The sequence below is a fragment of the Demequina sp. NBRC 110052 genome (genome assembly GCF_002090075.1).
In the GTDB taxonomy this organism is placed as follows: domain Bacteria; phylum Actinomycetota; class Actinomycetes; order Actinomycetales; family Demequinaceae; genus Demequina.
Genome location: NZ_BBRI01000003.1, coordinates 420,661 through 444,881 on the forward strand (window position 1 = coordinate 420,661; position 24,221 = coordinate 444,881).

General features: G+C 70.7%; 22 protein-coding genes. 2 read left to right on the top strand and 20 right to left on the bottom strand.

The genetic code is table 11. The features are described from left to right. Positions 1-195 precede the first annotated feature (195 nt). The 15 genes from B7K21_RS09420 to dacB form a co-directional block, all read right to left on the bottom strand. Positions 196-1,884, bottom strand: a complete 1,689-nt coding sequence (locus tag B7K21_RS09420) for an L-aspartate oxidase (RefSeq protein WP_084075177.1) — start codon at positions 1,882-1,884, stop codon at positions 196-198. A gap of 83 nt (positions 1,885-1,967) precedes the next feature. Further along, positions 1,968-2,444: an aspartate 1-decarboxylase gene (gene panD, locus B7K21_RS09425; protein ID WP_234989266.1), complete on the bottom strand. Its 477-nt coding sequence runs from the start codon at positions 2,442-2,444 to the stop codon at positions 1,968-1,970. 28 nt (positions 2,445-2,472) lie between these two features. Beyond that, positions 2,473-3,327: a pantoate--beta-alanine ligase gene (panC, locus tag B7K21_RS09430; RefSeq protein WP_084075178.1), complete on the bottom strand. Its 855-nt coding sequence runs from the start codon at positions 3,325-3,327 to the stop codon at positions 2,473-2,475. Further along, the gene (locus B7K21_RS09435; RefSeq protein ID WP_084075179.1) at positions 3,324-4,256 is read right to left on the bottom strand and encodes a Rossmann-like and DUF2520 domain-containing protein; all 933 of its coding nucleotides are present in this window, start codon (positions 4,254-4,256) and stop codon (positions 3,324-3,326) included. The genes panC and B7K21_RS09435 overlap by 4 nt, the downstream gene beginning before the upstream one ends. Further along, complete coding sequence (locus B7K21_RS09440) at positions 4,253-5,881, bottom strand: PH domain-containing protein (protein WP_084075180.1); 1,629 nt, start codon at positions 5,879-5,881, stop codon at positions 4,253-4,255. Before B7K21_RS09440 ends, B7K21_RS09435 begins: the two co-directional genes overlap by 4 nt. Beyond that, on the bottom strand, positions 5,878-6,354 hold the full coding sequence (locus B7K21_RS09445) for a PH domain-containing protein (RefSeq protein WP_084075181.1): 477 nt from the start codon (positions 6,352-6,354) through the stop codon (positions 5,878-5,880). The genes B7K21_RS09440 and B7K21_RS09445 overlap by 4 nt, the downstream gene beginning before the upstream one ends. Positions 6,355-6,531: 177 nt before the next feature. Then, the gene (locus B7K21_RS09450; RefSeq protein WP_084075182.1) at positions 6,532-7,011 is read right to left on the bottom strand and encodes a DUF3180 family protein; all 480 of its coding nucleotides are present in this window, start codon (positions 7,009-7,011) and stop codon (positions 6,532-6,534) included. Then, positions 7,008-8,216, bottom strand: a complete 1,209-nt coding sequence (gene folK, locus B7K21_RS09455; RefSeq protein ID WP_159448467.1) for a 2-amino-4-hydroxy-6-hydroxymethyldihydropteridine diphosphokinase — start codon at positions 8,214-8,216, stop codon at positions 7,008-7,010. The genes B7K21_RS09450 and folK overlap by 4 nt, the downstream gene beginning before the upstream one ends. A gap of 5 nt (positions 8,217-8,221) precedes the next feature. Continuing rightward, entirely contained in the window at positions 8,222-9,058 is an 837-nt protein-coding gene (folP, locus tag B7K21_RS09460; RefSeq protein ID WP_084075184.1) for a dihydropteroate synthase, read from the bottom strand. Positions 9,059-9,062: 4 nt separating this feature from the next. Beyond that, complete coding sequence (folE, locus tag B7K21_RS09465; RefSeq protein WP_084075185.1) at positions 9,063-9,629, bottom strand: GTP cyclohydrolase I FolE; 567 nt, start codon at positions 9,627-9,629, stop codon at positions 9,063-9,065. Positions 9,630-9,632: 3 nt separating this feature from the next. Beyond that, positions 9,633-11,741 carry an ATP-dependent zinc metalloprotease FtsH gene (gene ftsH, locus B7K21_RS09470; RefSeq protein ID WP_084075186.1) on the bottom strand — a complete coding sequence of 703 codons (2,109 nt, stop codon included), beginning with the start codon at positions 11,739-11,741 and terminating at the stop codon, positions 9,633-9,635. Between the two features lie 130 nt (positions 11,742-11,871). Beyond that, complete coding sequence (locus B7K21_RS09475; RefSeq protein WP_084075187.1) at positions 11,872-12,765, bottom strand: type IV toxin-antitoxin system AbiEi family antitoxin domain-containing protein; 894 nt, start codon at positions 12,763-12,765, stop codon at positions 11,872-11,874. 282 nt (positions 12,766-13,047) lie between these two features. Next, the gene (gene hpt, locus B7K21_RS09480) at positions 13,048-13,587 is read right to left on the bottom strand and encodes a hypoxanthine phosphoribosyltransferase (RefSeq protein ID WP_144016193.1); all 540 of its coding nucleotides are present in this window, start codon (positions 13,585-13,587) and stop codon (positions 13,048-13,050) included. 82 nt (positions 13,588-13,669) lie between these two features. Further along, positions 13,670-14,671, bottom strand: coding sequence for a tRNA lysidine(34) synthetase TilS (tilS, locus tag B7K21_RS09485; RefSeq protein ID WP_084075189.1), 1,002 nt, complete (start codon positions 14,669-14,671; stop codon positions 13,670-13,672). 39 nt (positions 14,672-14,710) lie between these two features. Beyond that, positions 14,711-16,135: a D-alanyl-D-alanine carboxypeptidase/D-alanyl-D-alanine-endopeptidase gene (gene dacB, locus B7K21_RS09490; protein WP_084075190.1), complete on the bottom strand. Its 1,425-nt coding sequence runs from the start codon at positions 16,133-16,135 to the stop codon at positions 14,711-14,713. An 89-nt stretch (positions 16,136-16,224) separates the two neighbouring features. Here dacB and B7K21_RS09495 point away from each other — a divergent pair, with 89 nt between their 5' ends. Beyond that, positions 16,225-16,743 carry an inorganic diphosphatase gene (locus tag B7K21_RS09495; protein ID WP_084075191.1) on the top strand — a complete coding sequence of 173 codons (519 nt, stop codon included), beginning with the start codon at positions 16,225-16,227 and terminating at the stop codon, positions 16,741-16,743. 214 nt (positions 16,744-16,957) lie between these two features. Here B7K21_RS09495 and B7K21_RS09500 read toward each other — a convergent pair whose 3' ends face one another. Beyond that, the gene (locus B7K21_RS09500) at positions 16,958-18,328 is read right to left on the bottom strand and encodes an NlpC/P60 family protein (RefSeq protein WP_144016159.1); all 1,371 of its coding nucleotides are present in this window, start codon (positions 18,326-18,328) and stop codon (positions 16,958-16,960) included. A 231-nt stretch (positions 18,329-18,559) separates the two neighbouring features. Here B7K21_RS09500 and B7K21_RS09505 point away from each other — a divergent pair, with 231 nt between their 5' ends. Further along, positions 18,560-19,756 carry a homoserine O-acetyltransferase gene (locus B7K21_RS09505; protein WP_084075193.1) on the top strand — a complete coding sequence of 399 codons (1,197 nt, stop codon included), beginning with the start codon at positions 18,560-18,562 and terminating at the stop codon, positions 19,754-19,756. 37 nt (positions 19,757-19,793) lie between these two features. Here the strand turns inward: B7K21_RS09505 and B7K21_RS09510 are convergent, their stop codons facing one another. The 4 genes from B7K21_RS09510 to B7K21_RS12775 form a co-directional block, all read right to left on the bottom strand. Then, positions 19,794-20,759 carry a glycosyltransferase gene (locus B7K21_RS09510; RefSeq protein ID WP_084075194.1) on the bottom strand — a complete coding sequence of 322 codons (966 nt, stop codon included), beginning with the start codon at positions 20,757-20,759 and terminating at the stop codon, positions 19,794-19,796. A gap of 112 nt (positions 20,760-20,871) precedes the next feature. Further along, positions 20,872-21,594, bottom strand: coding sequence for an SGNH/GDSL hydrolase family protein (locus B7K21_RS09515; RefSeq protein ID WP_159448468.1), 723 nt, complete (start codon positions 21,592-21,594; stop codon positions 20,872-20,874). Positions 21,595-21,617: 23 nt separating this feature from the next. Beyond that, a complete protein-coding gene (locus B7K21_RS09520) occupies positions 21,618-22,946 on the bottom strand; it encodes a CAP domain-containing protein (RefSeq protein ID WP_084075196.1) in 1,329 nt (442 codons plus the stop codon). Between the two features lie 195 nt (positions 22,947-23,141). Further along, positions 23,142-23,828: a hypothetical protein gene (locus B7K21_RS12775; protein ID WP_084075197.1), complete on the bottom strand. Its 687-nt coding sequence runs from the start codon at positions 23,826-23,828 to the stop codon at positions 23,142-23,144. Between the last annotated feature and the right edge of the window lie 393 nt (positions 23,829-24,221).

Genomic DNA, 24,221 nt, shown 5'->3' on the forward strand with positions numbered 1-24,221 from the left:
TGGCGCTCTCCGCGCGGTGCTGTGTCCGGGCTCTTCACGCCCCCGCCCCCGCGACAGTGCGAACCAAGCCGCGCTCGACACGCCGCGACGATCGCGCCTCGCTTGCTGAACCTGCGGCGCGTCGGAGAAGAAGTGGTTCGTTCTGATCAGAGCAGGCCGCGCGCCGGGCGACGGGTGACTCAGGGAGGCGTGCGGTCAGCCGATCTCGAGCGGCGTGTGCATCACCTGCAGCGCGCCGTCAGGATCCAGCATCGCGGCCTGACGTCGCTCCCACGCACTGTCGCGCGAAGGGAAGTCAGTGCGCAGATGGCCGCCGCGGGTCTCCTCGCGCAGCAGCGCCGTGCGCGTGAGCACCGAGGCAGCCTGCAGCACGTTGGTCGTCTCCCACTCGGCCACCTGAGGCTCGGGCCCTTCGGCCTCAGTGTGGAAGCGGTGCCGCAGGCGCTCCAGCTTGACCTCGGCACGCGCGAGCCCCTCAGCATCACGCACCGCGCCTGCACCCTGGTGAGTGACCGACTGGATGCGCCCCCGCTGAGTCGCGGGCACGAGCGACGCAGGCCCCGACCGGTCCGCAGGCTCGTGCTGCGCGACCACGCCGTCCGCGACGACCGTCGCCGCGTCCTTCGCGGCGCGCGTGGCGAACACCAGCCCCTCGAGCAGCGAGTTGGAGGCGAGGCGGTTGGCGCCGTGCACGCCCGAGCACGCTGCCTCGCCCACCGCGTACAGGCCGGGGCGCGTCGAGCGTCCACGCAGGTCGGTGAGGATGCCACCCGAGTGGAAGTGCTGCGCTGGCGCGACGGGGATGAGGTCCTCACCCATGTCGATGCCACGCTCGGCGAGGCGCGCGTGGATGGTGGGGAATCGCTCGCGCAGGAAGTCGCCGCCCAGGTGGCGGCAGTCGAGGAAGACGTTCTCCGACTCCTCCTCGGCCATCATCGCGACGATGCCCTTGGACACGACGTCGCGCGGCGCGAGCTCCGCGAGCTCGTGTCGGCCCACCATGAAGCGCTCGCCCTCGGCGTTCAGCAGGTAGGCGCCCTCGCCGCGCACGGCCTCAGAGATCAGCGGCAGCTGACCCAGCGCGGACGACCCCTCCCACAGCACGGTCGGGTGGAACTGCACGAACTCCATGTCCGCCACCGCGGCACCCGCGCGCAGCGCGGCGGTAAGCCCGTCGGCGGTCGCCGACGCCGGGTTGGTCGAGGAGCGGAACAGCTGGCCGATGCCGCCGGTGGCGACGACCACCGCCTTGGACAGCGCGGCCCCGACGCCGTCGCGCGAGCCCTCGCCGATGACGTGCAGCGTGACGCCGCAGATGGGGCCGGGGCGTCCGTCGGCATCGGGCGCCGCGGTCAGCAGGTCGACGACCATCGCATGCTCGATGACCTCGATGCCAGGGTCGTTGCGCACTGCCTCGAGCTGCGCGATGAGCGCCCGCGAGATCTCGGCGCCCGTGGCGTCACCGCCGGCGTGCGCGATGCGATCGCGGTGGTGTCCGCCCTCGCGCGTCAGCGTGATCGAGCCGTCCGCGCCCGTGTCGAAGTTGGCGCCGCGCCCCACGAGCTCGCGCACACGATCGGGGCCCTCGGTGACGAGCGCGCGCACCGCCTCCTCGGAGCACGTGCCTGCGCCCGCGACGAGCGTGTCCTGCAGGTGTTCCTCGGGCGTGTCCTCGGGGTCGAGCGCCGCCGCGATGCCGCCCTGGGCCCACACCGTCGAGCCCGAGCTGAGCACGCCCTTGGTGACCACGAGCACGCGGTCCACCTTCTGGCGCAGCTCGAGCGCCGCGGTGAGCCCGGCGATGCCGGATCCGACGACCACCACGTCGGCCTCGACGGTCCAGCCGGGCGCGGGCGCGCGCAGCCGTTGCACGAATCGGGTCATGCGCTCACTCTAGGACCGGTCGCGGCACATGCCCGACGCGGCGGCCGGGCACCGCGCCCGGGCGACCCGAGCGTCGGGCTGGCTCAGGCTCCGGGCGTGCCGTGGTGGTAGGCGTCCCAGCCCTCGGAGCGGAACTGGTGCACGGGCAGACCCGAGCGCTCAAGCCCGGTGCCCTCGGGCACCTGGCCCGGCTCGTCGGAGCACTCGACCACCCTGTTGTCGCCGTCGACGAATACGACGTGCGGCTCGAAGGTGCGCGCCTCCTCGTCGGCGAGCATGCCGTAGCCGATCACGATCACCAGGTCGCCGGGGTGCACGAGGTGCGCCGCCGCGCCGTTGATGCAGATCTGGCCCGAGCCCGCGTCACCCGGGATGGCGTACGTGGTGAGGCGCGCCCCGTTGGTGACGTCGACGACGTCCACCTGCTGGCCCGGCAGCAGGTCGGCCGCCTCCATCAGGTCTGCGTCGATCGTGATCGAGCCGACGTAGTGCAGGTCGGCCTGCGTGACGGTCGCGCGATGGATCTTGGAGATCATCATCGGGCGCTGCAGCGAGGTCATGGTGTCCTTCCAGTCGTGGGCGCGGCGATCAGCCGATGCGCACCGGCACGTTGTCGATCAGGCGCGTCGCACCCACGCGGGCCGCGACGGCGATCACCGCATCTCCACGGTATCCCGCCGGGAGCGGCTGCGCGTCCGCGGGGTTCATCGCCTCGAGATAGTCGACCTGCACACCCTCGGTCGCGTCGAGCACGCGGCGCCCGTCCGTGAGTGCGTCCGCGAGTGGCTCGCCGAGCTCAAGCGCTGCCGTGACTGCCTCGAGCGATCGCGACAGCGACAGCGCGCTCGCGCGCTCGCTGGCGCTGAGGTGCACGTTGCGCGAGGACAGCGCGAGCCCGTCGGGGTCGCGCTGTGTGGGCACGCCGATCACGTCGACGGGCACGTTGAGGTCGCGCACCATGGCGCGGATGGCGAGGAGCTGCTGGGCGTCCTTCTGACCGAAGTACGCACGGTCGGGGCGCGTGAGGTTTAGCAGCTTGAGCACGACCGTGAGCACGCCATCGAAGTGGCCGGGCCGATGCGCACCCTCGAGGACGTCGCCGAGCGTGCCCGCGCTCACGCGCACCACGGGATCGCCGCCCGGGTAGACGGTCTCCACGTTGGGCGCGAACAGCACGTCGACGCCCGCGTCCTCAAGCAGCTGCGCGTCCGCCTCGAGCGTGCGCGGGTAGCGCTGCAGGTCGTTCGCGTCGTCGAACTGGAGGGGGTTGACGAAGATCGTGGCGACGACCTGATCGTTCGCCTCGCGGGCGGCGCGCACGAGTGCGAGGTGGCCCTCGTGCAGGGCGCCCATGGTCATGACGACGGCGCGACTGCCTGCCGAGCCGTCGGCCGAGAACGGCGCGAGCGCGTCGAGCTCGGCGGGGGTGGTGACGAACCTCATCGATCCTCCTGCGGGGCCGCGCTCTCGGACAGGCTGAGTGCGGCGATCACGCTCGCATAGCCATCGGCAGCGAGCCGCCCGCCAGCGTAGGCCAGATCTGCGGTGGCCTGCGCCATGGCGCGGTAGGCGGCGAGCGCCTCCGGCATGCCTGCGAGCGATGCGAGGTGCGCGGCGACGGTGCCGGAGTCGCCTCGCACCACCGGACCCGTCAGGGTGGAGACCGCACCCGGCGCATCGCCGAGCGCGCCGTCGATCGAGGCGCGCGTGAGCGGGCCGAGCACGCGGGCCGGCTCCTCGACCCCGATGCGCGCGAGCATCGCGCTCGCCTGCGCCACGGCGGTGACCACGTGGTTCCCGCCGTGCACGAGAGCCGCGTGATAGGCGACCCGATCCTCCTCGGCGATCACCACCGGCTCGCCGCCGATCTCGACCGCGAGCGCCTGCGCGATCGGCAGGACGGGCGCGGCGGCCGTGACGGCGAAGGCGGCGTCGCGCAGGCGAGCGAGGTCAAGGCTGGTGCCGGTGAAGGTCATGGCGGGGTGGATCGCGAGCGGGATCGCGCCTGCCGCACGCGCCTCCGCGAGGATGCCGACGCCGTGGCGGCCTGCGCAGTGCGCCGCCAGCTGGCCCGCACGCCACGCGCCGACGGTGGCCAGCCCGGCGACGAGCGGCTCGAGGGCGTCGTCCGGCACGGTCAGGAGCACCAGTTCGGCTCGGCGGACCACCTCGTCGGGGTCGAGCCGGGGCACTCCCGGCAGGAGCGTCTCAATGCGCGAGACGGACTCGGCAGACGAGCCCGACGCCCCGACCACCTCGTGGCCCGCCTCCCGCAGCGCGGCACCGAGCACGGCGCCGACGCGACCCGCACCCACGATGCCGACGGCGAGCCTCCCGGGGCGCTGAGCGGGATCGGCTGGCTGCGCGCTCATGCCTGCTCCGCGCCTGGCACCACGGGCGTCTCGGTGGTCAGGGCGTCGGGCGCGACCGTGAGGTCGTCAGCGGCGAGCACGTCGTCGAGGCTGGGCGCGACCGTGGCCATCCACTGCTCCGAACTCTGCGTGCGTCGGCTCCTGCGCGCCCGCGCCGCCTGCTCCTCCACGAGGGCGAACGCGTCCCGCAGCGCGAGGTGGTGCGCCACGGGCGTGACGGGTCCGGGCGTCGAGTGGAGCTCGACGTTCGCGAGCCCTGCGGCGCGCTGCAGCGGACCCTGCGACAGCCCGATGGACTGGGTCCTCTCGTGCGGCACGACCATCAGCTCGCGCACAAACAGGCCGCGGCGGATGAGCAGCGCCGTCTCGGTCGCGCGCACCCCGCGGTGCTTCCACTGCCACGGATCGAACCAGCGCGACTCGCGCGGCGAGGCGACGAAGCCTCCGTCAGTGCCGACGCCGGACATCGCTCGCGACACCGTGCCCTCCGGGTCGGGGTCGCCCAGGTCGGGCAGCACGAGCCACAGCGCCGTCAACGCATCGGCGCGCGTGCCCACCGGCAGCAACGTCGAGACGGAGGCCGTCTGATCCACCTGGTAACCCGCCACATTCACGGTGAGTCGCCACCAGTCCTTGCGCCGCCACAGCAGCGTCTGGCGCAGGCGCACCGCCTGCACGCGACCCGGCGGCACCGTCTGACGGCGCGTCTCCAGCAGTCCGTGGCGCAGGCGCACGCCGTCCGCGGAGATGCCCGCGACGAAGCCGAAGCCCGTGCTCAGTCGGCCCCAGATCACGCCCACGAAGGCGAACAGCAGCGGCAGCGCCGCCGCCACGGAGCCGCCCACGAAGGCGATCAGGATCTCCTGCACGTCCCGACCGAACGCGAGCACGGCGATCAGCCACGCGATCGGCACCACGGCCAGCGCGAGCACGGGACCGCTCAGCACGATCGACGCGATCAGGCGCCCCAGCGGCACCTGAAGCACATCGCGCTCGGCCGCCGCCGCGAACTGCGGCACCCCGACGTCCTGGCCGGGGATGACGTCCCGCAGGCTGGGCGCGGGGGCGAGCGCCGGTTCTGACCCGGCCGCCGCGTCGGGCGTGGGCCGCTCCGCACGCAGGCCCGCGGCCAGCACGAGGATCTCGTTGCGCAGGGCCTCCGCGTCGGCGAGGCGCAGGTACTCGAGCGCCACCGTCGACCCCTCGCCGCCCGCGACCTCGACCCGCAGCGCCGCGAAGCCGAAGATCCGCGCCACGAGTGGCTGCACCACGTCGACCGCCTGCAGGCGGTCAAGTCGCGCCTGCATGAACTGGCGGAACAGGATGCCCTTGCGCAGCTCGACCGCCGCATCAGTGATGCGGTACGTCCGCATGCGCCACGACAGGAAGCCACCGCCGATCACGAACAGCGCACCCACCACGGCGACAGCCGCGAGCACGATGATGCCCGGGTGGAAGGTCCCGTCGTCGTCGCCCATGCCGCCCGCCCACGCAGGGGCGTTGTTGATGAACCAGTACGCACCGACCGCCGCGATCACCGACCAGCCGCCCAGGAACGGCGAGACGGGATGCAGGCGAGTCCAGTCGCGAGGCGCGGCGTGGACCGTGGGTGCCGTGGAGGTCACAGCCCCGCCAGCTTCGCCTCGCCCTGCGACGTCAGGCGGTCGCGCAGGCGCGCGGCCTCGTCCGTCGGCACTCCCGAGAGCGACGCATCCGTGCCGGGCGACGCCGTGTGCAGCTGCACGCGCGCGATGCCGAGCGACCGCGCGATCGGGCCCGCCTGCACCTCCACGTACTGCATGCGACCGTACGGCACCACGGTGACGGTCTTGAACAGGCGTCCGCGCTTGACGATCAGGTCATCCTCACGCTCCGACCACGCATGCGCGCCCACCTGGCGGACCAGCACGTACGCCGTCCACGCGACGCCGATCACCACCACAACCAGGGGCGTCCATGCCCAGCCGCCCACCAGCAGTCCCAGCACAGTCGCGCCGGCGATCAGCACCAGAGCGGGCAGCGCCAAGGAGCCCAGCCGGGCGGGGATCAGGCGTCGGTCAGCGTAAGTCCACGTCGCACCTTCAGGTTCGAACCACATGGCTCCAGTCTGCCAAATCCGCACGCGCCGCCCCTCCTTCCGCAGAACGAACCAGCACGAGTGCGACACCCCGATGCAGATGCGGGCAGCGCGCGTTGCAGACGGCGTGTCGGGCCCAGAACGGTTCGCACTGCCCGGGGCGGGGCGATCGGGCGAGTATCGGAAGACGAGGCCTGCTCAGACCGTCGCGCCCGACGCGGGACCGTCCAGGTCGTCGTCGTCATGGTCCTCGGTGCGGCACCAGCGCTCGGCGACCGCGCCCGCGGCCAGCAGGGCGAGCGCCGCTACCGCGGACACGAGCGCCTCGACCGCGATCGACCTGCGCGGACCGTGACCCCAGTCCGGCACCAGCGCGAGCGCATAGCCGACCAGACCACCCGCGAGCACGGCACCCGCATACGCGCACGCCTGCGCATACGCCGCAGTCGCCACCGCGCGCCCCGCATCCAGATGCGGACGGTCGCCCTTCTTGTAGGCGCGCACCGTCCAGCCGAGCGCGAGCGACACGGCGCCGCCCACCAGGCACACCACCGTCATCGTGAACGGGACCGCGACAGGCACACGCCCTGCATTCAGCGCCAGCATGGACACCAGCCAGCCGACCGCCGTCGCCCCGCCCCCGAGCGCGGCCAGCCGCGTCCAGGTCAGGTGCTTCACGGGCCGTACGGGGACGGGTCGTTCTCGTCGCTGTCACCCTCGGCGGGCTCGCCGGCGTCCTCGACGGGCTCGGGCGCGAAGTCGCCCCCGGCATCGGGCACGACGAAGTCCTCGTCGGCGGCATCATGCGTCGGCTCCGAGCCCCCGGCGACCGCCGCGTCGGAGTCGGCGCCCGGTGCCGCACCCGCGTCGGACGCCTGCGGCTGCGCGACCACCTGCACCCCGCTGAGGTCCACGCGCTGCACCAGGTCGCCTACGCGACCTCCGTGCGACCCCGGGAGCACCGCGTCGGCATCGAGCGCCGCCCACGGCGACAGGACGAAGCCACGCTCGTGCGCACGGGGATGCGGCAGCGTGAGATCGGCCGTCTCGCCCACCAGGTCCCCGAACGCGATGATGTCGATGTCCAGCGTGCGCGGACCGTTCTCCACCGTGCGCTCACGCCCGTAGACCATCTCGATCCCCTGGCACGCCTGCAGCAGCTCGCGCGGCGACAGCGACGTGCTCACGTTGATGACCGCGTTGAAATAGTCGGGCTGCGGCGGGCCGCCGACGGGCGTGGTTTGCACGAGCGGCGATGCGCCCGTCACCTGGATGCCCGTGATGCGGTGCAGGTCGGCCAGCGCGGAGCTCAGCGTCTGCGCCATGTCGCCCAGGTTCGCCCCCAGCGCGAGCACGGCCTTCACGGGCTGATCCGGCCGCGCATCGAACTCATCCGTGCTCGGCGCGGGACTGCCGAGCGCCAACGGGTCGTCCGGCATGCCTGCGGACGAGCCGATGCGCTTGTCCGACCACAGCCCACCCGTGCGCAGATCGCGCCGGATGCGCACCGTCACATCCTTGAACTCCACATGCAGCGGCGCCTGCGGCTTGTGGACGATCACATCCACGCACTGCACGCCCTCCATCTCGAGGATCGCGAGCGCGATGTGCTCCGCGACGGTCTCGAGCAGATTGGACGGATCGCCCGCGAGGATCCCGGCCGCCTTGTCGGCGATATCCGAGTAGTTGAGAGTGCGCGTCAGATCGTCCGAGCTGGCCGCGGCGCGAGTCGAGACATGCGCGACCACATCGGCGAAGAACAGCTGACCGGTCTCGCGCTCAGAGCTGTAGACGCCGTGCGAACCCTTCACGCGGATGCCATGCACCGCGATCTGGTCCAGCTCGATGCCGTCCTTGACGTACGGGGTCGCGTAGATGCCCATGTCCCTCATCGTGCCCTGTGTGAGGTGTTTGTCAACGCGGACACGACGGCGATCGCATCGCGCGCGGCCGCCGCATCGTGCACGCGCACGCCCCACACGCCTCGCAACGCCGACGCGGTGGTCACCGCCGTCGTCGCATGCTCCCTCGCACTCGGGTCGGCGCCGTCGCCGCCCACCGCCGCGATCGCGGCGCCCAGGAAACGCTTGCGGCTCGCACCGATGAGGACGCGGTGCCCACGGGCCCAGTCCAGGTCGGCGAGCAGCGGCCAGTTCGAGTCCGTGACCTTCGCGAAGCCCAGACCGGGGTCGAGGATGACCCGGCTCTCGTCGACTCCCGCGCGCGTCAGCGCGTCCACGCGCGCCGCGAGCTCGTCGCCCACCTCGCGCACGATGTCCTCATAGACGTCCGCCGCGTCCATCTCGTGAGAGTGCGCACGCCAGTGCATCGCGACGTAATCGCACCCGAGCTCCGCCACCGCAGGCGCCATGCGCGCGTCCGCAAGGCCTCCGCTGACGTCGTTGACGACGCTCGCGCCAGCGCTCACCGCAGCCACCGCCGTGTCCGCGTGCATGGTGTCGATGCTCGTCGCGACGCCCGCTTCCGTCAGCGCCTCGATCACTGGGATCACACGCTCGCGCTCCTCGCTGGGCGCCACTCGCGCGGCGCCGGGCCTGGTCGACTCCCCGCCCACGTCCACGAGCGCCGCCCCGTCGGCAGCCAGGCGGAGTCCCTGCGCGACCGCAGCGTCCACATCCGTCCACCGGCCGCCATCCGAGAACGAGTCAGGGGTGACGTTGAGGATGCCCATCACCAGCGTCGGGCGTGTGGTCTGGCCCCCCATGGCGCTACTTCCCGACGATGAGGCTCATCGCCTCCGCACGCGTCGCACTGTTGCGCATCACGCCGCGCACCGAGGACGTCACCGTGCGCGAACCGGGCTTGCGGATGCCTCGCATCGACATGCACAGATGCTCCGCCTCGACCACCACGATCACGCCGCGAGCGCCCAGATGCTCCACGAGCGCGTCCGCGACCTGCGTCGTGAGACGTTCCTGCACCTGCGGGCGCCGTGCGTACAGCTCCACCAGGCGCGCGAGCTTCGACAGCCCCGTGATGCGGCCGTCCGGACCGGGGATGTAGCCCACGTGCGCGACGCCGTGGAACGGCACCAGGTGGTGCTCGCACATCGAGTACAGCTCGATGTCCTTCACGAGGATCATCTCCTCGTGGCCCAGCTCGAACACGGCGCTGAGCACCTCGGCGGGGTCCTTGTCGAGCCCCGCGAAGAACTCCTCATACGCGCGCGCCACGCGGGCAGGCGTCTCGACCAGACCGTCGCGGTCCGGGTCCTCGCCCACGGCCGCGAGAATCTCGCGCACCGCCGCCTCGATGCGGGGCTTGTCGACAGCCATCGACTACTCCTTGGGGTCCTGCTCGGACGTGCCCGACGCGTCGGCCGGGTTCGGCTCGGGTGCCGCGCCTGCGTCGGGCGTGGCCGCCTCGGTGACCGCTGCGTCGGACGTGGAGACCTGCGCCGCCTCCGCGGGGAGGGTCGCTCCCGTGCCGGGCTCGACCAGCGCGTCGGGCTGTGCCGTGTCCTCCTCGGCCGCGGGGGCCTGGGGCAGCTCGGGAGGCGTCGGGGCCTCCGTCGGGGCCCACTCGCCCGAGATCCAGTGGGTGCGCCGCGGGGCCTTCACCACGTCCTTGAAGATGTCGGCCAGCTCGATCTCGTTCAGCGTCTCCTTCTCGAGGAGCTCGTGCGCGAGCCGATCCAGGATCCCGCGGTTGGCCTGCAGCGCGGCCGTGGCCTCCGCCATCGCGCCATCCATCAGCAGACGCACCTCGTCGTCCACCACTGCGGCCACACGCTCCGAGAAGTCGCGTCCGTGGCCCATGTCGCGGCCCAGGAACACCTCACCCGAGCTGCCGGCCAGGCGCACCGCACCCACCTGCGTGGACATGCCGTACTCCGTGACCATCTGCTTCGCGGTCTCCGTGGCCTGCGAGATGTCGTTGCTCGCGCCGGTGCTCGGGTCGCCGAACACGAGCTCCTCCGCGATGCGGCCGCCCATGGCGTACGCGAGCGAATCGAGCAGCTGGTTGCGCGTCTTCGAGTAACGGTCCTCCTGCGGCATCACCATCGTGTAGCCCAGGGCGCGGCCGCGCGGCAGGATCGTCACCTTCGTGACAGGGTCCGTGTGGTTCATGGCGGCCGCCACGAGCGCGTGACCGCCCTCGTGATACGCCGTGACGGCCTTGTCGTGGTCGTTCATGACACGCGTGCGCTTCTGCGGGCCCGCGATGACGCGGTCGATCGCCTCATCCATCTCGGTGGGCCCGATGCGCTTCTCATCGCGCCGCGCCGTCAGCAGGGCGGCCTCGTTGAGGACGTTCGCGAGGTCCGCGCCGGTGAAGCCCGGGGTGCGGCGCGCCACCGCCTCGAGGTCCACCTCGGGTGCGATCGGCTTGCCCTTCGCGTGCACCTCGAGCACCTTGAGACGGCCCTTGAGGTCCGGCCCGTCCACGCCCACCTGACGGTCGAAGCGGCCGGGGCGCAGCAGCGCGGGGTCCAGGATGTCGGGGCGGTTGGTCGCCGCGATCATGATGACGTTCGTCGTGGCGTCGAAGCCGTCCATCTCGACCAGCATCTGGTTGAGGGTCTGCTCGCGCTCGTCATGACCGCCGCCCATGCCGGCGCCGCGGTGGCGACCGACCGCATCGATCTCGTCGACGAAGATGATCGCCGGGCTGTTCTTCTTGGCCTGCTCGAACAGGTCGCGCACGCGGCTCGCGCCGACGCCCACGAACATCTCCACGAAGTCGGAGCCGGAGATCGAGAAGAACGGCACGCCCGCCTCGCCTGCGACCGCGCGGGCGAGCAGCGTCTTGCCCGTTCCCGGGGGGCCGTACAGCAGGACGCCCTTGGGGATCTTCGCGCCGACCGCCTGGAACTTGGAGGGGTTCTCGAGGAACTCCTCGATCTCGCGCAGCTCGTCGACCGCCTCGTCCACGCCCGCGACGTCCTCGAAACGCACCTTCGGGGTGTCTGGGCTCACGAGCGACGCCTTCGACTTGCCGAACTGCATGAGGCGACCGCCGCCGCCCTGCATGCTCGACATCAGGAAGATCAGCACACCCACGATCAGCAGCACCGGCAGGAAGGTGATGAGCAGCGTGGTCCAGATGCTCGCCTGCGCGAGCTCCGCGACGTACTCGATCCCCGCGCCGTTCACCGCCTCGATCACGGCCTCACCCTGAGGCTCGGCGTAGGTGAAGTACACGGAGCCGGGCAGCTCGGTCCAGGCCTCCGGGCTGTCGCTCGGGAGCTCCTCGACGAGGGTCAGCTCGACGCGCTGATCGCCGTCGATGACCTTCGCCTGCTCGACGACGCCTGCCTCGAGCAGGGCGAAGCCCTCCGAGGTGTCGACGCGCTCAGGACCGGAGCTGAACAGGCCGGAGACCAGCCATGCGACGAGCACGGCGGCCGAGACCATGAGGATGATGCGGGGAATGAAGTTCTTCATCGTGGTTCGACTCTACGCGAGCGGCCTCGGGGCCTGAAGACGGTTTCGCCCCCGGCAGATCGCCTCTGCCACCCCTCATCCCCGGCACCACCCCCGGACAGCGCGAACCAATCTCGCGAGCGCCACGCCGTCAGCGCCACCAATCGCGGTGCGACACGCGGGCAGCGGCATCGATTCTGGTTCGCACTGAATCGGTCAATCGGCGCTGACGCCAGAGCAGCGCCGTCACGTCGGCGACCATCTGATCGGCGTGATGCAGCACATCGGCCTGCGTGTACCGCAGTACCTGAAACCCGAGCACATGAAGCCGCCGGTCGCGGTCACGGTCCGCGGCGAATGCCCGACGATCAGAGTGATACGCGTATCCGTCGGTCTCGACGACAACCGAGCCCTCGACCAGGAGGTCCACGGATCCGACATCACTGATCAGCGCTTGTGGCTGCACGAGGAACCCAGCCTCGCGGAGCTCCACGCGCGCCACCGTCTCCTGCATGGAGCCAGCGCGCAGATCCACATGGTGACGCACCCACGAGCGCCGCCATGTGGAGCCATGCTGCAAACGCTCAAGTTCGGGCGGTGTGATGAGGCCTCGCCGCAATGCCTCATCAAGCAGAGCGACCTGCTGAACGGGCGACGTGCACTGCGCCGCGATGTCCAGATGCTCGAGTGCGAGCATCCAGTCATAAGAGCCGTGGCGATGCAGCACGACCTCGGAGGTGGGGCGACTCCGCGCCTCGCCCAGCCCACGCGACTGCGGCACACCGAGGTGCGCGAGCGTCGGCTTCTGTTCCATCTGAAGACCGACGGACTCGCACCAGGTGACGCACGTCGGTTGGGCGCGGAAGATCGTCGCGAGCACGGCCGCCCGCTTCGCGTTGGGCAGCGCGAAGCAACCACGGTGCGGTCGGACGACGGTTCCCCTGTGTGAGGCAGAGAGCAGTGCGCCACGGCGCACGCCTGCACGCTCAAGCTCGGTCCAGCGCGCGACTCCACCGAAGCGTCTCAGTGCATCGATCGGGTCCATGGCTCGGACCCTGCACGAGCGAGCGCGGCGACGCGAGGCATGGGTGACCGACTGGTGAGGAGCACTACCAGCCCCGAGCCTGGGGACGACTGAGCGCTCCGAGCACAGCACCTGCGACGCACGCGAGCGCTCGTGAACGGTGGTGGCCTACACCACAGGATTCTCAGTGCGAACCAGAACGGCCCGCGACACGCCACGTATTTACGCAATCGACCGCTCAAGACCCGCGTGTCGGACTCAGATTGGTTCAAACTGTCTGAGGCACGGGGCCCCGGGAGGGGGCTACTCGCCCGCGTAGACCTTCGGGTCGAGGATCGCCACGAACGGCAGCGTGCGGTACTTCTCCGCGTAGTCCAGGCCGTAGCCCACGACGAACTCGTTGGGGATGTCGAAGCCGATGTACTTCACGGGCACCTCGACCTGCACGGCGTCAGGCTTGCGCAGCAGCGCCGCGATCTCCACGGACTCGGCGCCGCGCGAGCGCAGGTTGCCCAGCAGCCACGACAGCGTGAGCCCGGAGTCGATGATGTCCTCGACGATGAGCACATGCTTGCCGGTGAGGTCGGCATCGAGGTCCTTGAGGATGCGCACCACGCCCGACGACTTGGTGCCCGAGCCATACGACGAGATCGCCATCCAGTCCATCTGCACCGTGGGAGGCATGCGCCGCGCGAGGTCGGCCATCACCATCACGGCGCCCTTGAGCACGCCGATCAGCAGCAGGTCCTTGCCCTCGTAGTCCTCGCGGATGCGCACCGCGATCTCGTCGAGCTTCCGGCCGATGTCGTTCTCGCTGACGATGATCTTGGTGAAGTCGTTCATGTCGAACGTCTGGTCCACGGGGGGCTCCTGGGAGGTCATGCCCGCCGGGCGGGCCACATGCCCGACGCGCGGGCCGGGTGGGTCACTGCGCGGGCCTGTCGAGGGGGTGCGTGATGACAAGCCTGCCATATTCGCGGCGCGCCTCGTAGCCGCCGGGGAGGTGCACGGCGCCCTGTCCCTTGTACTTGGATACGAGCGAGTCGAGCGCGGCGACGTGGGTGTTGGTGAGCGGTCCGGCGCCGCGTGCCTCGGCGAGCATCTTGAGCATGCGGGAGCGGATCGCGTCGGGCAGTGCGGCGAGCATGTCGCAGCGCCATTCGTCGGTGCGCACGGTGGAGGCCGAGGCCTGCATGGCGGTGCGGGCCTGACGTTCGAGCTCGTCGGCGTCGGCCTGCAGCAGCGCGGCGGAGCGCGCGAGCCCTGAGACGACGCCGGGGCCGAGCACGTCCACGAGCGCGGGCATGACCGCGGCGCGCAACGCTGAGCGGCGCGGACCGTCGGGGTCGAGGTTGGTGGGGTCGTGCCACGGGTCGAGCCCGAGGGCCTCGCACGTGGCGACCGTGTCCTTGCGCCGCACCGAGAGGAAGGGCCTGACGATGCGACCGCGCCGGGCGGGGATCCCTGACAGTGCTCGGGCTCCGGAGCCGCGTGCGAGCGCGAGGAGCACGGTCTCAGCCTGGTCGTCCATGGTGTGCCCGGTGAGCACCACGGGGTTGAGCCCGCCCTCGGCGTCCACGCGTGCTTCGATCGCCTCGTACCTCGCGCGCCGGGCGGCGGCTTCGAGCCCTCCGTCACGCCCGACGGTGACCTTTTCGACGTGCACTGTGTAGAGGCCTGCGCGCCGCGCCTGCTGGGCGGCGTGCTCGGCGACCTCGGCTGAGCCGTCCTGGAGCCCGTGGTCGACGATGATCGCGCCTGTGAGGTAGCCCTCCTTGCGCCCCACGTACGCGGTGGCGGCCGCGAGCGCGAGCGAATCCGGCCCGCCGGACAGGGCGACCCACACGCGGGTGCCGATGTCGCACACGTCGAGCGCCTGGCGCACTGCGGAGCGGCACTGGGCGACGGCGGGGTGCGGCTGGCTCACGCGCCTATCCTCTCGCACGCGTGTGACGCGCACCTTGCCTCAGCCCTCACACCCACATCCTGCCAAAGCGGCCACGAACTCGTCGATGGCTGCGCGCGGGTCGGCCTGGCCGTAGGGCATGCCGTCGAGCAGCGTCGCGTAGACGAGCCAGCGTCCGTCGGCGGTCTCCGCCAGGCCTGCCATCGATGTGACGCCGGTGAGGGAGCCCGTCTTGGCGAGGGCACGTCCGACCACGTCGGGGCTCGCGGCGCGGGACGTGGTGGTGCCGCTGACGCCGACGATCGCGAGCTCGTCCAGGATCGACGACAGCGACGGGTCGAGCGCGGCAGTGCGCAGCGTGCTCACGAGCGTGCGGGGAGAGATCTGGTTCTTCGTCGAGAAGCCCGCGCCGTCGTAGAGCTGCAGTCCGGCGGTGTCGATCCCGATCTCGGTGAGGGTATTGGTGATGGCGGCGGCGCCGGCCTCTGCGGTGCCCGCGCCTCCGCGGGCGACGGAGGTGAGTCGCGCGAGGGTCTCGGCGATCGTGTTGTCGGAGTCGCGGCTCACGTACTGGGAAATCACCGACAGAGGCGCGGATTCGACGCTGGCGATGGTCGTGCCCGACGCTGCGGCCCTGGTCACATGCCCGACGCTGATGCCCCGCTCCTCGAGGAGCGTCACGAAGGTCTCGGCCGCGTCGAGCGCCGGGTCGGTGGAGCGCTGGGAGTACACGTCGTCGGTCTCGCGCCCCTCGTCGATCGCGATCGCCGCGACGCGGCCCGCGTACCCGAGCTGGAGGGCGTAGCTGGGGAACTCGACGGGGTAGAGCGGACCGGAGATCAGCGTGTCGTCGAGAGCGAGCGTGTCGACCGGGGCGCCCGTGGGGAGCGCGGCGACGACGGCGTCGGCCAGGTCCGCGAGCCCCGCCCAGCCGCGCGCCGGGTGGACGCCGCCGAACTCGTGGATCTGCTCTTCGGTGGCGTCAAGCGAGCCTCCGTGGCCGTACCCGTCCGTGAGCAGCGCGTCGCCGCCGCCCACGAGCGTGAGCGTCGTCCCGTCCCAGGTGACGGACGTGGTGAACGTCGCATCGGGACCCATCTGCGCGACCGCCGCGACGGTCGTGAGCACCTTGGTGGTCGACGCGGGCACCTGCGGGTCAGCCGCATCGAGGTCAGCGAGGGTCTCGCCCGTGAGCAGATCCACGACGGAGACATTGGTCGACGTGCCGGTGCGGGAGTCGTCGCGCAGTGCCTGCGCATACCCCTGCACCACCGGTGCCGCAGGAAGCGGGGTGTCCTCGCCCAGCCCCGTCGTGGCGTCGGGCGTCAGCACCTCGATAGGCGCGGCGGTCACGAACGGGGCGGGCGCGACCCATTCGCCCTGCGCGGTGAGAAATCCCGGAACCACGTCGGCGATGTCCAAAGCCACGTACCCTGTGAGCACGACCAGGGGGGTCGCCACCGCAGTGACCACACGTGCTCTCACCGGCTACCTCCCCTTGGATGCGTCACACTAGTATCCAGTCATCTGTCAGCGCGGTCCGATCGGCCGCGTCCCCGACCGTAAGGACCGCCATGGAGTTCGACGTCACCATCGAGATCCCCAAGGGCTCGCGCAACAAGTACGAGGTGGACCACGAGACCGGCCGCATCAAGCTGGACCGCATGCTGTTCACCTCGACCCGCTACCCGGACGACTACGGTTTCATCGACGGAACCCTGGGCGAGGACGGCGACCCGCTGGACGCGCTGGTCCTGCTCGAGGAGCCCACGTTCCCCGGCTGCCAGATCCGTTGCCGCGCGCTCGGCATGTTCCGCATGCGCGACGAGGCCGGCGGCGATGACAAGGTGCTGTGCGTTCCGGTCGGCGACCAGCGTCAGACGTGGCGCCAGGAGCTGACCGACGTCTCCGACTTCCACCGACTCGAGGTGCAGCACTTCTTCGAGGTCTACAAGGACCTCGAGCCCGGCAAGTCCGTCGAGGGCGCGACGTGGGTCAGCCGCTCCGAGGCCGAGGTCGAGATCCAGCGTTCGTTCGACCGCGCGGCGGGCACCCCGTTCGCGCACATGAACCCGCTCAACCCGCAGCACTGATCCGCGACTCACGAGGGGCCCGGACCGCACGGCCCGGGCCTTTCGCGTGTCCGCGGCGCGTTCGCTCCGCACCAACGCCCGCTGACACCCCGCACGGATTCTGGTGCGACACGCCGGGCTTCCGCATGCCCGACGCAGTGGTCACCGGGGTGTCGCGCGCGCATCCGTGCGGGCTGCCACGAGACGCGGGGCGCGTGAAGCGCTGACGGTGCGGTCAGGGGCGGGCGACGTACGGCATGAGGTTCTCGATGCCCCAGTCGTCGTAGTACCTGGTGCTCGCAGGCACGCCAGGCTTGCGGGCCTCCATGACCTTGCCATTGCCGATGTAGATCGCGACGTGATAGATCTCCGACGCGATCTGGTTGTCGCCCCAGAACAGCAGGTCACCGACGCGCAGGTTCGAGAACGACACACGTGTCATCCCTGCGTACTGCGTGCGCGACGTGCGCGGGATGTTGTAGCCCGCGGCGCGCCAACTGGCCTGCGTGAGGCCGGAGCAGTCGTACGAGTCGGGTCCGCTGCCGCCGAGAAGGTAGGGCAGGCCCTGAAGGGTCAGCGAGTAGTCGGCGGCGGCGACGCCGTCCGCGGCGGACGACTTCCAGCCCGATGTCGCGCCGCCGGGCAGCGGTGTCGTGTCGTCCTCGGTGGGCTCGGGGTCGGGGGTCGAGCCGGACCCGCCGGTCGAGCCACCCGTCGACCCACCGGTCCCACCGGTCGTCCCACCAGAGCCCCCGGACCCACCGGTCCCGCCCGAGCCGCCCGACCCACTGGACTGCGCCTGCTCGCGGTCGGCGGCGGCCTGCTCGGCCGCCGCCGCGTCGCGTGCGGCGGCGAGCCCGTCCTGACGCTCCTGCTCGAGCTCGATCGCGACGCCGCGCAGCGCGGCGAGCTGCGTGACCGCCATCTCCTGCACGGCGCGCGCCTCGTCGATGGCGGCGACCGCGTCCGCCTGTGCCTGCTTGGCGTCGTCGAGCGCGGTGCGGGCGGTCTGCTCGGCGGCGAGGGCATCCTCGGCAGCGGAGTCGGCGTAGGTCTGCATCGTCTCGGCGACGAGCGCGGCGGCGCGCACCTGCTGGAGCTGGACGTCGGCGTTGCTCGAGGCGCGGCCGAGCGCGTCGTACCGCGCGATGACGTCCTCGAAGCCGTCGGCCTTGAGGATGGCCTCGAGCGCGTCGAGGTCGCCGCCGTTGCGGTAGGTGGCCTGTGCGACGGCGGCGAGTCCCGCGCGCGCGGTCTCGAGCGCGTCTGCGGCCTCGTCGGCCCGTGCGTTGGCGCTGAACAGTGCGCGCTGCGCATCGATGTTGGCCTGCTGGGCGTCGGCGTAGTCCTCGCCTGCGACGAGCGCGGCGACGTCGGCGTCCTCAGCGGCACGCTCGAGCGCGGCGATGGCGGCGTCGAGCTCTTCGACGGAGGCGGCCTGGTTCGCGATGGCTTCCTTGGCGGCCTCGATCTCGTCCGCTCCGGGGTAGGCGGAGGCGGCGGGAGCGTGGATCACGGCGAGCACGGTGGCAACGAGAGCAAGCACGACGGCCACCGCCGTGCGCCTGCCGGCGTCCACGGCCCATGCCCTGCGTGTGGTCTCCACGTTGCTCCTCGCCGCCGCTCACGCGGCGCACTCGCCTCAGCACCCTCCGCGCCCATGCCCGACGCGTGGGCAGGCTTCGATCGTAGGTCGCATTCGGGCACGCGTCGCGCGCGCGTGAGAATGCTCTCTTCGTTATCGGCAGGTGCGCAGAGTTCTTGAGCCTGCCTCACGCGTGGGCAGCGTCCCGTTCGGCGCGGGCGCAGCGTCGGGCTTGCCCTAGCCTGGTGGCCTATGGACGACGACGGCATCGAGACCGACGCCTGGGCCGCCGATCAGGGGCCAGGGGCGGGGGCTCCCATCCCCGCGTCGGCCGCGTGGCGTGAGGGCGACCACCCGGGCCGCCGCCAGTTCTTCGCGTTGGGCGACCTGCCGCTCGAGGCGGACCCGAGCGGGAGCCTGCCGGGCGCGACGCTCGCGTATGAGACGTGGGGCGAGCTGAACGCCGCGAAGGACAATGCGGTGTACATCGCGCATGCGCTGACGGGCGACAGTCATGTTTTCGGCCCGAGCGAGCCCGGTCATCACACAGGCGGCTGGTGGAACGCGATGGTCGGCCCAGGCCGGCCGATCGACCCGAGCCGTCACTTCATCGTGTCGGCGAACGTGATCGGCGGCTGCCAGGGAAGCACCGGCCCGGCGAGCGCGCATCCGGAGGACGGCCGGCCGTGGGGCGGCCGCTTCCCGTACGTGACGATGCGCGATATGGCGCGTGCCGAGATCGCTCTCACGGACTACCTGGACATCCCGCGCTGGCGACTCATGACGGGGCCGAGCATGGGTGGGATGCGCACGCTCGAATGGGCGGCGATGGAGCCGGATCGCGTCGGCGCGATCGCCCCAGTGGGGTCGACGGGCGCGACGACGGCGGATCAGATCGCCTGGTCCACGTCGCAGATCGCGGCCATCAAGGCCGACCCGAAGTTCCGGGGAGGCGACTACTACGACGCCGCGGACGGGGACGGCCCTCACACAGGCATCGGGATCGCGCGCATGATCGCGCACACCACGTACCGCAGCGCGGGCGAGCTGAACTCCCGGTTCGACCGCAACTACCAGGGCGAGAGCGACCCGTTGGGCAAGGGCGGCCTGTTCGCGGTGCAGTCCTACCTGGAGCATCATGCGCGCAAGCTCGCGCGACGCTTCGACGCGAACACGTACGTGAGGCTCGCGCAGGCGATCCAGTCGCATGACGTGGGGCGGGGTCGCGGCGGCGTGGAGACGGCGCTCGCGCGCTACACGAACCCGGCCCTGGTCATCGCGATCGACAGCGACAGGCTCTACCCGATGCAGAACTCGCAGCGGCTCGACGCGGCGCTGTCCGGCTCAAACGGCATCAAGGTGGTGCACTCCCCCGTGGGGCACGACGGGTTCCTGGTGGAGGCGGCGCAGATGATCGCCTTCATGGACGAGTTCGAGCGGTCACTCTAGGCACGCGCCCGACGCTGGGGCCGGGCCCGCACGTGCCTCACGGGCGACGTCGGAACAGCTTCTTGAGGTTGCGGCTGATCGTCTCGCCCAGTGAGTAGTACCTGATCTGAGCTTCGAGGTGGTCGGTGCGCCGCGCGAGTTCGTGCTCCAGATTGTCGATGCGTGTGCGCAGCTCGTGCTCGGTCTGGTGGGCGCGCTCGTCGATGTACTTGCTGAGGTACAGCAGGTCGCCGCCGCCGGTGCGCTCAAGGTGCTCGCGGATCTTGCGGTCTCGGACGATGCGATCGAACAGATAGTGGCTGTCTGCCTCGGCGAACATGGAGTTGGCGTCCGCACCCTCTGCCCTGAGTCGCTGGTGCCAGAACGCGAGCGGCTCGCCGGGGAGGTAGTCGATCTGGCCAGCGGTGGCCAGGCGGATGTTGAAGTCCCAGTCACCGGTGGCAACGATGGACGGGTCGAAGCGGCCCACCTGCTCCCATGCGGAGCGCCGGAACAGGAAGGCGATCGGCACCCACCTGTTGATGAGCAGCAGGTCGAACAGGGTGACGACGTCGCGCGGAGGGCCGAAGGGGGCGCGTCCGGTCTCGCGGTATCCGTCGCCGTCTCGCTCCTCGTAGATGATGTCGGTCGCAGTCGCGACGCCGAGCGCGTCGGGGTGCTCGTCGAGGTGGGCGACAGTGGTGCTGAGGAAGGTGGGCGCCCACGTGTCGTCGTCGTCGTGGAGCACGACGTACTCGTCGTCGCGGACCTCGACAGCGCGGTTCCCAGCGCCCTGACGGCCCTGACGTTCGGCGGGATCCACGAGGGTGATCCGGCCCGCGAGTCGCTCCTCGTACGGCGAGAGCGTCTCCTTCACGCCTGCAATGTCGTCGCCGTCGTTCAGCACGACCATGTGCCAGGCCTCATAGTCCTGAGCGAGCACATCCTCGAGCGCGCGTCGCAGGAACCCCGGTCGATTCATCGTGCGCACGGCCACGGTGACGCGCGCGTGTGTGTCCGCCATCGGCCACCTCACCCCTCAACAGTCCCCGTGAGCGTATCGGGCGCCGCGACCCTGTTCCAAACCGCCGGGAGCGCCCGTGCCGAGCGCGGATGTCGTCGACCGTGGCGGCGCATCACGGCAGCGCGTAGCCGAGCGCCTGCAACGCGCTCACAGTGGAATTGGCGAGCGCGCGGTGCCCCTCTTCATTGGGGTGGGTGCCGTCCGCCTGGATGAGGTCGGAACGGCCTGCAAGTACGTGGCCTGTCTCGACATAGGTTCCGTCCACGGCAGCGACTTCGGCCGCGACGAGTACGGACATGCGTGCGAGGTGATCGGGATACGGACTCGCATCCCATGCGGGTTCGATGGCGACGATCGACGCCTCGGGGAACGTGGCGCGCAGCGTGGCGAAGAAGTCCGGGACGCCGGGGACGTAGTCGCCGGGGTCGTCGTTGCGGCCACCGCTGACAACCACGAGGTCGAAGCCTCCCGACGCGGAAACCGCCTGCTCGGGGTACGAGCCGTAGCCGAGCGGCGTGTCAGTCGCGTAGCCCGCGCCGCCGATCGCCACGTTCGTCGCCGTCCAGCCGAGGGCGCTTGCGACGAGCCACGGCCATGCATCGACCCTGTCCGTCAGTCCGTCGCCTGCGGCGTAGGAGTCCCCAATGAAGAGGACGGCCGTTGCGCCGTCGGAGTCCGGTTCGGACTCCGCGGCGGTGGGAACCGCGGTCGAGCCGCCGCCCGCGAGGTCCGACCCGACGCGGGGGCCCGCCGCGCACGTCGCGAGCAGCGCCGCGAGTCCCAGCGTGACGACGATCGACGCTGCAACGGTGATCCTGCGGCCACCCAGAGTCATGGCGGCCATGCTAATCGTGCGGGTCAGCGACCGTCCCAGTTGCCGACGATCGCGCCGTCGGTGGACCGGCCGATGCAGCGCACCTCGCCCCAGCTGTTGGTGTACGCGTCGTCGCGGAAGAAGTACCAGCAGCCGTTGCGCGAGGTGATCGTATCGATGCCGTCGCCGTCCCAGTCACCCACGACCGCACCGTCGGTGGACCGGCCGATGCCGACCACCTTTTCCCACGAGTTCGAGTAGGGCGTGTTGCGGAAGAAGTAGTGGTTGCCGTTACGCGAGGCGATGGTGTCGATGCCGTCGCCGTCCCAGTCACCCACGACCGCACCGTCGGTGGACCGGCCGATGCAGCGCACCTTGTCCCACGAGTTCGTGTAGGGAGTGTTGCGGAAGAAGTACCAGCAGCCGTTGCGGGAGGCGATGGTGTCGATGCCGTCACCGTCCCAGTCGCCCACGACCGCGCCGTCGGTGGCCTTGCCGATCGCCGCGACGTAATCCACCTTGTTGGAGCCCGGCGTGTTGTGGAAGTAATACATGTTGCCGTTGCGCGAAGCGATGGTGTCGATGCCGTCACCGTCCCAGTCGCCCACGAGGGTGCCGTCGGTGGACTTGCCGATCATGGAGACGTAGTCCCAGCTGTTCGTGTACGAGCCGTTGCGGAAGAAGTAGTGGCTGCCGTTGCGCGAGGTGATCGTGTCGGTGCCGTTCCGCGCACCGCCGTCGCCCTTGGCGCCGGAGTCGCCGGTGGACTCGGAGCCGCTGCCTGAGGGCTCCTCGGGGGTCGTCGTCGTGTCCTCGCTGGAACCGCCGGTCGTCACTCCCGCGTCAGGGTCGACGTCGGTGTACTTCGCGAACACCTGCACTCCCCACGAGACGTTGTATTGGTCGGTGTAGAAGCCGACGCCCATGTGGGTGTACTTGGTGCTCGCGAGGTTGTCGTGGTGACCGGAGGAGTTGACCCACTGCTTCACCATCTGCGTCACGGGGTCGGGGTAGCCGGAGTTCCAGGCCACGTTCTCCCCCGCGGCCTTCCAGCCGGTGGGGATCTGGTCCGCGAAGCTCGGATTGTGCTTGAGGAAGTCCCTGGGCGAGGTGGAGGGGTTCACAGACTTCGCGGCCGCATAGTCGGAGGCGAGTTTCTCCGCCCAGGCCTGTGCGACGGCGTCCATGGCGACCGAGCGTGTGAGGCCGCCGAGACCGTCGTGGGAGGCGCGGTGCGCGTTGGTCTGCTTGATGATCTCGCCTGCGGGGTCGTCGTAACTGACCGCCTGCGCGGCGGGGGCCGCCACGAAGGTCACGGCGGTGACGAGAAGTGCCACGAGTGCGGCGGTGATCGATCGCTGGCGCGCGTACATCTGTGCGTTCCCTCAGTCGCGCCGGTCCGGGCGCTTGCGGGCCGGCGGCCATCTCGCCGACGCCGCCATGGTGGCAAGCGGCCGCAAGGAGCCTCAAGAGAATGTGAATCTTCCCACTTAAGGAGGATTCGTCCCATTCGGGGGCTCAAGTCTGAGCGCGCCTGCCCGACGCTGGGGTGGGGTCGGGCAGCGAGGTCAGGCTGGCGGCCAGGTCTCCGGGAAGGGGACGGTGGGCCTCGTCGCGTTGGGGTGGTCGCTGCGGAGCACGTCGGCGTCGCGGGCGTCCGAAGAGGTGTCGCCGCCGGCATGCGTCGCGTTCGCGGTGACGGAGACGAGCCCGGTGGGCTGCGACGGGGATTCGACCCACACGTTGTAGAACTGCACCGATTCGCCTGCGGGGATGGACCCGACATAGGTCGCGGTCACGGTGCAGGTGGTGAGTGCGGCGTCGAAGCTCGGGGTGCCGATGGTCAGGGCAGCGATGTCGGGGCCGTGCTCGTAGACACCGATGCCGACTCGAGGCTCGCGCCCTTCGAAGTCGCCTGCGATGGGGATGACGAAGGTGGCGGTGAGGACTTCGATGGCGGGCACGCCGCTTGAGGCGCCTCCGTCGAAGTTCAGGAACCCACCGCCGCATACGACCGCTGGCACGTTGGCCTGCGAGTCCTGGCTCCAGGTGGTGTACCAGCTGCCGTAGAGGGAGGAGGCGCGCACGCCGTACTCGTCGGGCACGATCGAGGCGGCTCGCGCGGGCACGGCGGTCGCGAGCACGATAGCGGGCGCCGTCCATGCAACGGCACCGAGAATGGTGCGTCGCCTCAGCGGGAGCGTTCGACCGCGAGGGGTCTCCGCCTCGCCGACGGTGGCATCAGAGCTGCTCAACGTCCGCTCCCTCCGACGTGTCGGCCACGTGTGGACCAGTGCGTCCACCGTATGCCAGTACCACTCACGTGGCGGGATCCTCTCGCGTTGTAACTGATTTACCAGGCATGTTGCGCAATGAGGCATCGTGCCCTAGCGTTCCAGCCATGTTCCGTCGAATGTGTCGCTGACCCGAGCGCACGTTTGGCGTGCGCCCGTATGGGCGCCGCTCGCCCGGTCCGATGAGGGACCGGAGGAGCGAGACAGCCCCTGACGGGCTCACTTCCTGAACGCCGCGCAACCGCACCCCTGGAGTCGCGGACGGTCGGCGCGCTTGCACGCCCGGTCGGACGGCGACGCAAGGCCTGGGGATGCGGATCAATCCCCCGATCAGATCCCACCCTTCCCCGCAGG